Source organism: Enterococcus saccharolyticus subsp. saccharolyticus (assembly GCF_029023825.1).
GTDB lineage: Bacteria > Bacillota > Bacilli > Lactobacillales > Enterococcaceae > Enterococcus_F > Enterococcus_F saccharolyticus.
In genome coordinates this window covers 1,934,329-1,948,737 of record NZ_CP118957.1, presented here as the reverse complement: position 1 = coordinate 1,948,737, position 14,409 = coordinate 1,934,329, and the positions used below count along the sequence as shown (strand labels likewise).

The window sequence follows — 14,409 nt, the reverse complement described above, 5'->3', positions numbered from 1 at the left end:
CCTAGTTTCTAAAACTAGATATAATGATTGTATAAATTATATTTACTGAATTTAAAAAAGAGGTGCATTCTTTTGGATGAGCTACAAGCAGATATTTATGAATGGGGTGAATCGCTGGTTCATTTTCATTTGCCGCGTTGGGATGAATTACCTGAGTTAGATTTATATATGGATCAAGTGATTACGTTAGTCGATCGGTATCTGACGCCGGTGATTCGAACAGACAAACATACGCTTTTAACTTCTTCGATGGTGAATAATTATGTCAAAAAAGGGATGATTCCCCCACCAGAGAAAAAACGCTATACGCGTCGTCATGTGGCCTTTCTCGTTGCGATTACGTTACTAAAACAAGTCTTAACCATTCAAGAAATCAAAGATGGGATTTTATTTCAAGGAAGGGTGGTTGGGATTCGTAATGCCTATAACCTTTTTTGTGAAGAACAAGAAAAAGCCGTCCAACATGTTTGTCTCCAAGCGATGGGGAAACCTGAACAAACGGAAACAGAAAAAATTGCCGTGGAATATTTAGCAGTCAAAGCGGCTACAGCTTCATTTGCCAATAAATTACTTGTAGAAAAAGTAATTGAGATGGAAAGCCAATATTTAGAAAAAGGTGAACACAATGACTAAAGAAAAAATTGCATTACTCGTAGATTCAGGGACAGATGTGCCACAAGAAATGATTGATAGCTATGGGATTTTTATGATTCCGTTAAAGATTATCTATAAAGAACGTACCTATACAGATAAAATAGACATTACACCAGAACAAGTTTATGCGCATTTAAAAGAAGAGGTACCAACAACGTCATTACCCGATGGCCAAGCAATTCAAGAAATTTTTGATGAAATTAAAGCGCAAGGGTATCAAAAAGTTTTGGCAGTAACGATTTCAAGTGGTTTAAGTGGCACGTATAATATTTTACGTTTATTAGGCGAAGAACAGACAATGGACGTCTATGTCTTAGATACGAAAAGCATTGGGATTGGTGCTGGATTACAAGCGATTCATGCCGCAGAATTAATTGACCAAGGAATGGGATGGTCTGAATTAATTGCTCATTTGGAGAAAAAAGTTACGGAATCAAAAGTATATTTTAATGTGGCAACGTTAGAGTATTTACAAAAAGGTGGACGGATTGGTTTAGTCACCTCTTTAGTTGGTACCGCCTTAAAGTTAAATCCTACCATTTCTTGTAATGAAGAAGGTGTCTACCATACCGTTGCTAAAACACGTGGACGCAAAAAAAGTTTAGAAAATATGGTTCGTTTGGTGAAAGAATTCGTTGGTGATCATCCTTCGTTCCGTGTCGCTGTAGCCCAAGGTGATGCGATGGAAGAAGGTAAATGGTTATGTGAATTTGTCCAACAAACGTTTCCACAAGCTGAATCCGTCTTATTTGGCCCTATTTCACCCGCATTGGTTGTGCATACTGGACCTGGACTTTTAGGAATAGGGGTTCAATTATTAGATTAACCGACGTGCAGACTCAATTTTGAGTCTGTTTTTTTGATAAGAAACACTTTAGAAAAAAAGGAGCAAAATGTGTTTTAATGAAACCATCCGCAAAATCATGTATAATGGGTACGATAGTCAAGATGTGAGCGCGTAATAAATAAAAAACGAGGTGACTTTTTTGTGAAAAAAATATTAGTTGTAGATGATGAAAAACCAATCTCAGATATTGTCAAGTTTAATCTTACAAAAGAAGGTTACGAGGTATATACAGCGTATGATGGCGAAGAGGCACTTGAAAAAGTGAACGAAATTGAGCCAGATTTAATCTTACTTGATTTAATGTTACCAAAAATGGATGGTTTAGAAGTAGCACGCGAAGTTCGTAAAACGTATGACATGCCAATTATTATGGTGACTGCTAAAGATTCAGAAATTGATAAAGTTCTTGGCTTAGAACTAGGCGCAGATGACTACGTAACCAAACCATTTTCCAATCGTGAATTGGTGGCTCGTGTCAAAGCAAATTTACGTCGAGGCTCTTCTGCTGGCAAAGAAGTCGAAGAACCAGTCAACACTGAATTATCCATCGGCGATTTAACGATTCACCCAGATGCTTATATGGTAACCAAATATGGTTCTGCTATTGAATTAACCCATCGTGAATTTGAATTACTCCATTATTTAGCCAAACATATTGGGCAAGTAATGACACGCGAACATCTTTTACAAACTGTGTGGGGCTATGATTATTTTGGTGATGTACGTACAGTCGATGTAACAGTCCGTCGATTACGTGAAAAAATTGAAGACAATCCAAGTCATCCAAATTATTTGGTGACACGCCGTGGCGTAGGATATTACCTACGCAATCCGGAACAGGAGTAAGCATGTATGAAGAATAAAGTTCGCTTTTTTCAATCAGTGAACTTTAAAATCGCCCTGACATTTATCTTGATTTTGTTAATTTCAATCGAGATTATCGGGGCGTATTTTATTCGCGGATTGGAACGTTCAACTATTGAGAGTTTTAAAACAGGTATGAATTCCCAAGTCGAGACACTGGCTGGAACTTTGGGAAATTACTTAGGACAAGATGGGTCGAATAGTCAGCAAATCGATAGCGAAATTCAGCGGGTCTTAGATAATAGTGATTCGCCAGATATTGTTGAAATGAAAGTGGTCGATCAAAAAAGTATTATTCGAGCTACAACCAATGTTAGTGATCGTAATTCAATTGGTAAGAAAAATGAAGATCCGTATATCAATGATTTCGCCAATAAAAATATCACCGCTATTGATGATTCGACAGGCGATCGGGTACAAATTAATGTTCAAGTAATTCAATCTGCCGGAGATACGGTGATTGGTATACTTTATGTGAAAAGTAATCTTGAACAAAAGTATAATGAAATTAATAATATTGCGTTTATTTTTGTTACAGCATCTGTCATTGCGGCGATGATTTCCATGTTGGTCGCCGTCTTAGTTGCCCGTTCGATTACCCAACCGATTGGGGAAATGCGTGAACAAGCATTACGGATTGCGAAAGGGGATTATAGTCATAAAGTAGAAGTTAAAGGGCGCGATGAGCTTGGTCAATTAGCCGAATCATTTAACCAACTGGCTGAGCGTATTGAAGAAACGCAAGAAGCGATGGAATCGGAACGAAATCGACTGAATAGCGTGTTAGCCCATATGACAGATGGAGTGGTGGCGACTGACCGACGAGGAAAAGTTATCACCATCAATGAAATGGCTTTGTCGTTATTAAATGTCAAACAAGAAGAGGCAATTGGTCAGTCGATTCTAACCTTATTTGAAATGGAAGAAGACTATACCTTGCGTAAATTATTGGAAAATCCAGATGAAATTTTGCTGGAACGTCCATCCAATGATTTGAGTTTAGGAAATTTAATCTTGCGGGTTGATTTTTCAATGATTCGTCGTGAATCAGGATTTATTTCTGGTTTGGTCGCAGTCCTACATGATGTCACTGAACAAGAAAAAACGGAACAAGAACGTCGTGAATTTGTTTCCAATGTCTCACATGAGTTGCGCACGCCGTTAACGAGTATGCGTAGTTATATTGAAGCTTTAAATGAAGGCGCCTGGCAAGATCCCGATATTGCACCTAGCTTCTTGAAAGTAACGCTAGATGAGACCGATCGGATGATTCGGATGATTAATGATTTGTTGAATCTTTCGCGAATGGATAGTGGCAATGCTGGGTTACAATTAGAATTTATTAACTTTAAAGAGTTGGTTCATTTTGTTTTGGATCGTTTTGACATGATGGTCACAAACCATGAAAAGAGTTACGTAATTCGCCGTGAATTTACAAAACGTGAGTTATGGTTAGAAGTTGATACTGACCGAATGATTCAAGTTATTGATAATATCATGAATAATGCCATTAAGTATTCACCCGATGGCGGTGTGATTACTGTTCGTTTGGTTGAAACACACAACAATATTATTTTAAGTGTGACCGACCAAGGATTAGGTATTCCGAAAAAAGATTTAACGAAAATTTTTGATCGTTTCTATCGTGTCGATAAAGCTCGTGCGCGCAAACAAGGTGGAACAGGGCTTGGTTTAGCCATTTCTCGTGAAGTCTTGAAAGCGCATGGTGGTACAATCTGGGCAGAAAGTCGTGAAAACGTTGGCTCAACGTTCTTCATTAGCTTACCATATGAACCTTATGAGGAGGATTGGTGGGAATGAAAATCACAGAAAGAATGGTCCGATTTGCCTTATGTATGATGATTGCGTTGAGTTTTTACCTGTCGTACCTTATCTGGTGGAGCCCAGCAACAAAGACCACCTTAGTCAATGAAGTCGAGAGTGAGTCACAAGCTGAATTGAACGTCAAAGAAGCTTCGGAGATTTTTTTACCTTTGCGTTTGACGCGAATTGAAAAAGAAACGATTGCTGAAACGAATACCGAAAGTCTGATTAAAAAATTCCAAACCAATATTGCTGATGCCCAGTTTGAAACAGCGTATAGTAAAACTTACGACTCTGTAGATGATTTTATCGCCCAAACGCAACTAGATGAAGGCGTCGAATTGGTTTATGCAGCCGCTTTTCCGATTCAATCGTATTTGGATACCTTTCATGTAACGATTCCAATGCCAGATGAAATGAAAGCAGAAACAGGTTTTTTACGGATTCAAATTGATTTTAATAAAGAAAAAATTCGTTTTTTAAATCGTAATAAATTGACTGTTTTAGAAGCAAATGTGGTCACTGGTATGAATGAATTTAAGCATACCATTAAAAATAATGCTGCAGTGTGGATCGATGTTTTTCGTGATCCGCAATATAGTTTGTATCAATACTATACAAATGAACCAATCACTTTAAAGATGTATAGTTACATTTCTTCGACACGTCCGTATACGGTTTTTCGGGATTCTTTTTTCAGTAATCCCAAAAACGTTCGCAGCAATGATGGCACCGCAAATCTAAATTTTTATGATGGCACCGAGTCAATGACTATTCAGCAAGAACAGCAACAAATTGATTTTCGGAGTGTCATTCGTACCGATAGTCAATTTGACAGCTATGCAAAAAGTTATGACTATATTCGAGGCTTAGGGACCAATTATGGTTCGTTGCGATTATTCGACCAAACGAAAAATACCTCTGATTACCGTATTTTTGTCGAAGGCTTTCCTGTATTTAGTGATAAAGCGGAAGGGAAAATGACGGTTCGTTTTAGCGAAAATGGGCAAGTTAATCAAAAAAATATTGAAATTAAAGCGAATTTAAATACCATTCAAGTACCTATTCCGTCAGATCGAGAAGTGACCTTACCTGCGAGTTATGATGTTGTACAAAATTTATATGCACATGGCGCGCAATATGACAAACTAGAAATGATTTTAATCGGTTATGGTTGGAAAAATATCCAAGATACAGGTGTCGTCGATTTGGAACCAAATTGGTACATTCAATACGATAATACATGGTATAGTTATGCACAGTTGTTAACGCATTTAGCAGAAAGCGGGGAGAAAAATGGATTTTAAACGAATCGAATGGATTTTTTTCTTAGCTTTTCTTGGGGTAAATATCTTTCTCATCAGTATTTATCGAGAAGCGCGCTCGGAGCAGAACATTGTGTCTCGTTCCAATCAAAAAATTCCGATTGAACAACGTTTAGCATCTGAAAATATTAAGTCGGAAGGAAAGTTTTCCAAAGAAAAAATACTTGGCTACTATTTAAGTGCCGAACCCACCAATATGGATGAACAAATGGAAAAAGAACGGGCAAATGGAACCGATTCGGAGTTGGTAAATGGTCAAACAACAATGGACGGTGCTGTTTTAAATCATGTGGTCAATGATGGGGCTTATTTACGGAATAATGGTCGTATGACTGATATGTTACAAAATTACTTTGAACGAACCAATAATTTGATGTTTCAAAAAGAATATACGTATATTCCAGAATGGGATCGTTTAGACGGTGATTATATAGAATTATTTGCGGCCCAAACCTATGAAGGTATTCCTATTAATGATACATCCAGTCGTTTAGGAATTACGGTTCGTAAAGAAGACGATTTATTGACAGTAGTGAGTTATACCCAAACGCATGTCGATCATTTAACACCATTGCGTGAAGCGATGACCTTATATTCGGAAGAAGATGCGGTGAATACGTTATACATCAATAATAAAATTCCTAGCAATGCCACATTAAAATGGCAACAACTCGCGTACACCTTAACTTTAAAAGTACGTGGGAAAAATGTCTATGTGCCGGCTTGGTTTGTTGCGATTGAAACACCTGATGAAACGGTTCAAATTGAACGAGTGAACGCTTTAACGAATCGAATTATTACAAATACAACCGTGCGCACAGTGGAAAATACGTAAAAAGATAGGTATAATGGATTCAATGTTTAAACTTAGAGAGGAAGTCACACGCAATGGAGAAACAAAACGCATTTCAAATTAGCATCTTAGCAAGTGGAAGTTCAGGAAACTCGTTGTTTATTGAAACCGAGAAGAAAAAAATCTTGGTAGATGCTGGTCTAAGCGGAAAAAAAATTACTTCATTGTTAGGTGAAGTCGGGCGGAAACCAGAAGAGCTAGATGCTATTTTAGTTACGCACGAACATCGCGATCATATTCACGGTGTGGGCGTTCTTGCGAGGAAGTACAAATTAGATGTGTATGCCAATGAGAAAACGTGGCAAGCAATGTCACCGTTAATCGGTAATGTCGCTGTAGAACAGCAACACATTTTTGAAATGGGTAAAATTTTAACCTTTGGTGATATGGATATCGAAAGTTTCGGTGTCTCGCATGATGCCGCTGCCCCACAATTTTACCGTTTTTATAAAGATGGCAAGTCGTTTGTTATCTTGACGGATACAGGATATTGTAGCGATTATTTGCGTGGAACGATTCGTGGTGCAGATGCGTATTTAATGGAAAGCAATCATGATTTAGAAATGTTGCGTATGGGTGCCTATCCATGGAATTTAAAACAGCGTATTTTAGGTGATCGAGGTCATTTATCAAACGAAGATGGCGCCTTGGTCATGACCGATATTTTAACGGATAATACGAAACGAATTTACTTAGGACATCTTAGTCGTGAGAATAATTTAAAAGAATTAGCCCATATGACGATGGAAAATGTCTTGTATGAACACGATTTAGGGGTTCGTGAAACGGTTCATGTGTACGATACAGATCCAGATAAAGCAACCGAATTATTTGTCATTTAAAAGAAGGGCACACTGCTCTTCTTTTTTGTTCAGAAAGGATACAAAAATGTTTGATAATGAGAAAGTAAAAACATTAAATGATTTAGAAATGCTTGTGTATGACTATGTTTTAAAACATATGGAATCTGTGCTCACGATGCCAATTCGAGAATTGTCTGCGGCATGTCATGTCTCAACGTCAACAATTTTTCGAATGTGTCATAAATTAAATTTAGCAGGTTTTTCAGAATTAAAATATGCGATTAAGCAAAAAATCGCAGCAGATACACCGTTTCATCTCGATCATTTTTACCATGAAACTTCTCAAATTGATAATTTTTTAAAACAAGTCAATCAAGAAAGTTATCGAAAAACATTGGATGTCGCTATTGATATGATTATCAAAGCTAACCATATTATTTTTACAGGAATTGGAACGAGTGGTATTTTAGGCACTTATGGCAGTCGTTATTTCATGAATTTTGGATTAAATTGTTATAGTCTAACCGATGCATTTGCGCCTGTTTCACCACGCTTGCAAGAGCAGACGTTGGTTATTGTGTTATCTGTGTCCGGAGAAACGCCAGAAGTTCTGGACAAAGTGAAAGAATTCAAACGATATGGTGCCGCGATTTTGAGTATTACCAATGATGAACATTCAACGATTGCGCGTTTTTCTGATTATAATTTGTCCTATTATATGCCGGAAATCATTTACGGAAGAAGTGAAAGTCTAAATATTACCACGCAAGTACCGGTGATTACATTGCTAGAAGTCTTAGCGCAACAAGCCAGTCATAAAATTTATCTGACAAATCAAACAGATTCTGCTCATGTGTAGAATCTGTTTTTTTTCTTGGAACCTGTTTCTATCTTGTTTCCAACTCTTTTTTTAAGAAAACTTTTTGTTTATATTTAGTAATGTAAACGGATACCTAAGCAGAGGGGAGAAAAAATGGAAGAAAAAAATTTAGAAGCAATCATGGGATTGATCATGTATGGCGGGAATGCTAAGAGTGATGCGATGGAAGCTATCGCAGCTGCAAAGTCAGGAAATTTGGCATTAGCCAATCAAAAAATGATAGATGCTGAAGCGTCGTTGGTGGAAGCTCATCATGCTCAAACAGGCTTGTTGACTCAAGAAGCACAAGGAAATCAGATGACCGTGACATTATTAACTGTTCATTCTCAAGATCATCTGATGACAGCAATTGCTTTTAAAGATTTAGCAAAAGAAATTATTGATTTATATCGTTATATCTACGAAAATAAGGAATAAGAGAGACTGCTATGAATGATTTTATGAATGAAAAAGTATTGCCACCGATTTTAAAATTCGTGAATACGAAAGCGATTACAGCGTTAAGGAACGGAATGTTATACACAATGCCATTTACGATTGTGGGTTCGATTTTCTTATTGCTTTCCAGTTTTCCCGTTCAGACTGTTGCTGATTGGGTAAAAGATTCGGGACTAGGTGTTTATTTTGACCAAGCATACGGTGCATCATTTGCAATTATGTCAATCTTTGCGGTTATGGGTATCGCGTATTCGTATGTGAAAAATGAAGGTTTTGAAGGCTTACCTGCTGGGATGATTGGGTTAGTTGTCTATTTGTTAACGATGCGTTCCACAGTAACGGATGCGGAATCAGGAATTACAATCGGCAATGTCATTGATAAAAGTTGGACTAGTGGACAAGGAATGAGTAGTGCCATTTTAGTAGGATTATTCGTTGGTTGGGGATATTCATGGTTCTTAAAACGAGATATTCGGATTAAATTACCCGAACAAGTACCTGCCAATGTTGCAAATTCCTTTACAGCACTTATTCCAGCATCGGTGTTAATTACAGTAGCGATGATTGTTTATGCTATTTTTGATATTGTGATGAAAACGACCGTTGTTGAATGGATTTATGATGTGATTCAAAGTCCAATGCAAGGTGTAACAGACTCTCTGGGCGGCGCATTATTACTTGGTTTTTCAACTCCGTTTCTTTGGTTTTTTGGTGAGCATGGTTCGACAATTGTTGGTGGGATTATGGGCCCAATTTTACAAGCCAATTCTTTGGCAAATTCCGATATTTTAAATTCAGGCAAAGAATTAACTTTAGCCAATGGTGGACACATTGTCACACAGCAATTTTATGATCAATTCATTAATGTTACAGGTGCAGGCATGACGATTGGTTTAGTGATGTTTATGGCAGTATTGGCACGTTCTGCGCAATACCGACAATTGGGACGGTTATCGTTAGCACCAGCCTTTTTTGGTATTAACGAACCTATTGTGTTTGCTACACCGATTGTTATGAATCCGATTATGGTCATTCCATTTATTTTAACACTAGTTGTTTCTAGTATGATTACTTACTTTGCTTTGTACACTGGATTAGTACCACTATTTACTGCCATTCAAGTGCCATGGACAACACCACCTGTTATTTCTGGTTTTTTAATTAGTGGATGGCAAGCAGCATTATTACAATTAATTGTTTTAACAATTGGTTTCTTTATCTATTTCCCATTTGTCAGAAAAATGGATCAAATTAATGTAGCACAAGAACAAGGGGAAGCAATTTAAAAAAAGAAAAGGACGTGTAAATATGTTAAGAAAAGATTTCTTATGGGGCGGCGCAGTTGCTGCACATCAATTAGAAGGCGGTTGGCAAGAAGGCGGAAAAGGAGTCAGTGTCGCTGATGTTATGACAGTAGGTGCCCATGGTGTTCCTCGTCGTATTACAGATGGAGTTATCGAAGGAGAAAACTATCCAAATCATGAAGCGATTCAGTTTTATCATCATTATAAAGAAGATGTAAAATTGTTTGCGGAACTAGGCTTAAAATGCTTCCGTACATCGATTGCTTGGACACGTATTTTTCCAAAAGGAGATGAAACAGAACCAAACGAAGCTGGATTACAATTTTATGATGATTTATTTGATGAGTGTCTAAAGCACGGTATTGAACCCGTGATTACCTTATCTCATTTTGAAATGCCGTATCATTTAGTTACGGAGTACGGTGGTTTCCGTAATCGTAAAGTGGTTGATTTCTTTGCTCGTTTTGCAGAAGTTTGTTTTACTCGTTACAAAGACAAAGTGAAATACTGGATGACATTTAATGAAATTAATAACCAAGCAAATTACGTAGAAGATTTTGCACCATTTACCAATTCTGGTTTGAAATACGTTGAAGGAGAAGACCGTGAACAGATTATGTACCAAGCAGCGCATTATGAGCTTGTTGCTAGTGCAAAAGCTGTTGCAATTGGACATGCAATTAATCCTGATTTTCAAATTGGTTGTATGATTGCGATGGTTCCAATTTATCCATATTCTTGTGCGCCAAAAGATATGATGGCAGCAACAGTTGCCATGCAACGTCGTTATTGGTTTACAGATGTTCATTGTAATGGAGAATATCCAAGTTATATCGATGCGTACTTTGAACGTAAAGGCTATCAATTAGATCGTACAGAAGAAGATTTTGATGTGCTGAAAAAAGGAACCGTTGACTATATTGGTTTTAGTTATTACATGTCATTTGCAATTAAAGACAATGGCAAAGCACCAGCCTTTGATTATGATGAAGCACATGACCTAGTGCGTAATCCAAATGTTGATGCGTCTGATTGGGGGTGGCAAATTGACCCAATGGGCTTGCGTTATGCAATGAACTGGTTTAATGATCGTTATGAGCGTCCATTATTTATTGTCGAAAATGGCTTTGGAGCGATTGATGAAATTGATCCTGAAACCAATCGTGTCGAAGATGATTATCGTATTGATTATTTAAAAGCGCACATTGAAGCAATGAAAGAAGCCGTTGAATATGATGGCATTGATTTAATGGGTTATACGCCATGGGGCTTTATCGATTTGGTTTCTGCTGGAACAGGCGAAATGAAAAAACGCTACGGCTTTATCTATGTTGATAAAGACAATAAAGGCAAAGGAACGTTGGCACGTAGCAAGAAAAAGTCATTTGATTGGTATCAACAAGTGATCGCAACCAATGGCGAAGAATTATAAGAAAAAACCGTCTAGCGTAATTGCTAGACGGTTTTTTAAATGGAAATGCCCATTGAATGGACAATCACATTGACAACTACAACAAGCGTATTCATACCAACATGAGCGAGGACAGAAGTCCAAATTTTTCCAGTGTGATAATAAAGGAAACTAAAGAAAAAGCCCAAAGAAAAATACAACAATAAATGACCGTCTTGGTGAATAAGCGCAAATAAAAAGGCACTGATACTAATTGCGAACCACACATTGATATATTTTTCTAAAAAACCAGTAATCGCACGACGGAAAACGAACTCTTCCATGATAGGACCACCTATCATGACAGCAATCGCAAATAGTGGTTGTTGTAAAACTACTTTAATAATATTTTGCGTATTTTCAGAAGTAAGCTCTTGGCCAAATAATTGTTCCGCTTGCAAGACAATATTTTGTAAGAAAATAGCAGCGAAGATACCACCAAAACCAAAGCCGATAATTTTCAGCCAATTGACGTCTCTTTTTTCAAACGATAAGTATTCTGTTTGCTTCACATATAAGCCGATTAAGATGATCGCACCTAAAAGATATAAAATGGTGGTTGCTAACACTTGGATAGATATAGGTAAAAAAGCAGGTGTTAAGAAAGCAGCGGCATAACAGAAAATGGTTAAGAGACTATATTTTTTGATAGACATAAAATCCTCCTCTCATATGTCTTCTATTATAGCAAACTAAAAATGAATTGTTTTACCAATTTTGACTTTTATCAAAAAAATGATTCAAAAGACTTGCATTTTAGAATGAAAATAAGTAATATTAGTTTTGTAAGTTAGCACTCTACAAGAGAGAGTGCTAACGTTAATAAATCAAAACTATCAGAAATTAATTGGAGGGATTTATCGTGTTAAAACCATTAGGTGATCGTGTATTGATCGAAGTCGCAAAAGAAGAAGAAAAAACTGTCGGAGGACTTGTTTTAGCATCTGCAGCCAAAGAGAGACCGCAAACAGGAACGGTTATCGCTGTCGGTGAAGGTCGCGTCTTAGATAATGGTGAACTAGCAGCTGTACCAGTCCAAGTTGGTGACACTGTATTATTTGAAAAATATGCTGGTTCAGAAGTAAAATACGACGGTAAAGAATATCTGATTTTTTCAGCAAAAGATATCGTCGCAATTGTAGAATAAGCAACAAAGAGACAAAAAATATAAAAAAATTTTTTGAGGTGAAATGAATCATGGCAAAAGACATTAAATTCGCAGAAGATGCTCGCGCAGCAATGCTTCGTGGTGTAGATAAATTAGCAGATACAGTAAAAGTAACATTAGGCCCTAAAGGTCGTAACGTTGTTTTAGAAAAATCTTATGGTTCACCATTAATCACAAACGATGGGGTAACGATTGCAAAAGAAATCGAATTAGAAGACCATTTTGAAAATATGGGGGCAAAATTAGTTTCTGAAGTTGCTTCTAAAACGAACGATATTGCTGGTGATGGTACAACAACAGCAACTGTTTTAACGCAAGCAATCGTTCGTGAAGGCTTGAAAAACGTAACAGCTGGTGCCAATCCATTAGGCATTCGTCGCGGGATTGAATTAGCAACTAAAGCTGCAGTCGAAGAATTACACAATATTTCTTCAATCGTAGACTCGAAAGAAGCAATTGCTCAAGTAGCCGCTGTTTCTTCAGGTAGCGAACAAGTAGGTGATTACATCGCTGACGCTATGGAAAAAGTTGGGAACGATGGCGTAATCACAATTGAAGAATCAAAGGGAATTGAAACAGAATTAGATGTGGTTGAAGGTATGCAATTTGATCGTGGTTACTTATCACAATATATGGTAACAAACAACGATAAAATGGAAGCAGAATTAGAAAATCCATACATCTTAATCACAGATAAAAAAATCTCAAACATTCAAGATATCTTACCTTTATTGGAACAAATTTTACAACAATCAAAACCATTGTTAATTATTGCGGATGATGTTGATGGAGAAGCATTACCAACATTAGTCTTGAACAAAATTCGTGGAACATTTAACGTAGTAGCAGTGAAAGCACCAGGATTTGGTGATCGTCGTAAAGCAATGTTAGAAGATATTGCTATCTTAACTGGTGGTACTGTTATCACCGAAGATTTAGGTTTAGAATTGAAAGATGCAACGATTGAGACATTAGGTCAAGCAAGCAAAGTGGTTGTTGATAAAGACAACACAACAATCGTTGAAGGTGCAGGTACAAAAGAAGCGATTGCAGCACGTGTACAAGTGATTAAAAATCAAATTGCTGAAACAACTTCTGATTTTGACCGTGAAAAATTACAAGAACGCTTAGCGAAATTAGCTGGTGGGGTTGCCGTAATTAAAGTCGGTGCACCAACTGAAACAGAATTAAAAGAAATGAAATTACGTATTGAAGATGCCTTGAATGCCACTCGTGCCGCTGTAGAAGAAGGCATGGTTTCTGGTGGTGGTACTGCTTTAGTGAATGTAATCAATAAAGTAGCTGCTATTGAAGCTGATGGTGATGTGGCAACTGGTATCCGTATCGTTTTACGTGCACTAGAAGAACCAGTACGTCAAATCGCTGAAAATGCAGGATATGAAGGGTCAGTAATCATTGATCGTTTGAAAAATGCAGAATTAGGGATTGGTTTCAATGCGGCAACTGGTGAATGGGTAAACATGTTAGAAGCAGGAATTGTTGACCCTACAAAAGTAACTCGTTCAGCATTACAAAATGCCGCTTCTGTCGCTGCATTATTATTAACAACAGAAGCAGTTGTTGCTGACAAACCAGAACCAGCTGCACCGGCAGCACCAGCAATGGATCCATCAATGATGGGCGGAATGATGTAATATCGAGAAACACTTAACATTGTTTCTTAGTAAAGAGGAATGAAGCGACCAACAAAATCATTAGTGATTTTGTTGGTCGCTTTTTTATTTGATCGATGCAAACAATTGATTTATTACTTTCTGCACATTTTTATTTATATATACCAATGACAAAAGAGAAGCTACGCATGCTTCCATTAGTTGATTTACAAGGGCCACGTTATGAGTAGTTGGATGAGATGATTGACTTCTTAGTGAAAAATAAGTATAAGCTAACAGAAATAAAATTGGGCTATCAATGGCAAAAAAATGCCGATAGTTTGCTAAAAATAACAAAATGAAATAACGAATTTTCTTTATTCAAT

14 protein-coding genes are annotated in these 14,409 nt (G+C 37.2%); 13 read left to right on the top strand and 1 reads right to left on the bottom strand.

What is annotated here, in order from left to right; translation table 11 throughout:
• Positions 1-72 precede the first annotated feature (72 nt).
• From PYW32_RS10010 to PYW32_RS09960, 11 genes are all read left to right on the top strand, one after another.
• Complete coding sequence (locus tag PYW32_RS10010; RefSeq protein WP_016174433.1) at positions 73-633, top strand: DUF1836 domain-containing protein; 561 nt, start codon at positions 73-75, stop codon at positions 631-633.
• A complete protein-coding gene (locus PYW32_RS10005; RefSeq protein WP_016174434.1) occupies positions 626-1,480 on the top strand; it encodes a DegV family protein in 855 nt (284 codons plus the stop codon). The genes PYW32_RS10010 and PYW32_RS10005 overlap by 8 nt, the downstream gene beginning before the upstream one ends.
• Positions 1,481-1,642: 162 nt before the next feature.
• Positions 1,643-2,347, top strand: a complete 705-nt coding sequence (gene yycF, locus PYW32_RS10000) for a response regulator YycF (protein WP_016174435.1) — start codon at positions 1,643-1,645, stop codon at positions 2,345-2,347.
• Positions 2,348-2,353: 6 nt separating this feature from the next.
• Complete coding sequence (gene walK / locus PYW32_RS09995) at positions 2,354-4,186, top strand: cell wall metabolism sensor histidine kinase WalK (RefSeq protein WP_016174436.1); 1,833 nt, start codon at positions 2,354-2,356, stop codon at positions 4,184-4,186.
• On the top strand, positions 4,183-5,496 hold the full coding sequence (locus tag PYW32_RS09990; protein WP_016174437.1) for a YycH family regulatory protein: 1,314 nt from the start codon (positions 4,183-4,185) through the stop codon (positions 5,494-5,496). The genes walK and PYW32_RS09990 overlap by 4 nt, the downstream gene beginning before the upstream one ends.
• Positions 5,486-6,349, top strand: coding sequence for a two-component system regulatory protein YycI (locus PYW32_RS09985; protein ID WP_016174438.1), 864 nt, complete (start codon positions 5,486-5,488; stop codon positions 6,347-6,349). The genes PYW32_RS09990 and PYW32_RS09985 overlap by 11 nt, the downstream gene beginning before the upstream one ends.
• A gap of 53 nt (positions 6,350-6,402) precedes the next feature.
• Positions 6,403-7,209, top strand: a complete 807-nt coding sequence (locus PYW32_RS09980; protein ID WP_016174439.1) for an MBL fold metallo-hydrolase — start codon at positions 6,403-6,405, stop codon at positions 7,207-7,209.
• A 46-nt stretch (positions 7,210-7,255) separates the two neighbouring features.
• A complete protein-coding gene (locus tag PYW32_RS09975) occupies positions 7,256-8,029 on the top strand; it encodes a MurR/RpiR family transcriptional regulator (RefSeq protein WP_016174440.1) in 774 nt (257 codons plus the stop codon).
• A gap of 114 nt (positions 8,030-8,143) precedes the next feature.
• Positions 8,144-8,467: a PTS sugar transporter subunit IIA gene (locus tag PYW32_RS09970; RefSeq protein WP_016174441.1), complete on the top strand. Its 324-nt coding sequence runs from the start codon at positions 8,144-8,146 to the stop codon at positions 8,465-8,467.
• Between the two features lie 11 nt (positions 8,468-8,478).
• Positions 8,479-9,774 (top strand): PTS sugar transporter subunit IIC, encoded by a 1,296-nt coding sequence (locus PYW32_RS09965; protein ID WP_016174442.1) that lies wholly within the window; start codon positions 8,479-8,481, stop codon positions 9,772-9,774.
• Positions 9,775-9,796: 22 nt separating this feature from the next.
• Positions 9,797-11,224, top strand: coding sequence for a 6-phospho-beta-glucosidase (locus PYW32_RS09960; RefSeq protein WP_016174443.1), 1,428 nt, complete (start codon positions 9,797-9,799; stop codon positions 11,222-11,224).
• A gap of 35 nt (positions 11,225-11,259) precedes the next feature.
• Here PYW32_RS09960 and PYW32_RS09955 read toward each other — a convergent pair whose 3' ends face one another.
• Positions 11,260-11,898: a CPBP family intramembrane glutamic endopeptidase gene (locus tag PYW32_RS09955; RefSeq protein WP_016174444.1), complete on the bottom strand. Its 639-nt coding sequence runs from the start codon at positions 11,896-11,898 to the stop codon at positions 11,260-11,262.
• 206 nt (positions 11,899-12,104) lie between these two features.
• Here PYW32_RS09955 and groES point away from each other — a divergent pair, with 206 nt between their 5' ends.
• Entirely contained in the window at positions 12,105-12,389 is a 285-nt protein-coding gene (groES, locus tag PYW32_RS09950) for a co-chaperone GroES (RefSeq protein WP_016174445.1), read from the top strand.
• 50 nt (positions 12,390-12,439) lie between these two features.
• Positions 12,440-14,065: a chaperonin GroEL gene (gene groL / locus PYW32_RS09945; protein ID WP_016174446.1), complete on the top strand. Its 1,626-nt coding sequence runs from the start codon at positions 12,440-12,442 to the stop codon at positions 14,063-14,065.
• Positions 14,066-14,409 lie beyond the last annotated feature (344 nt).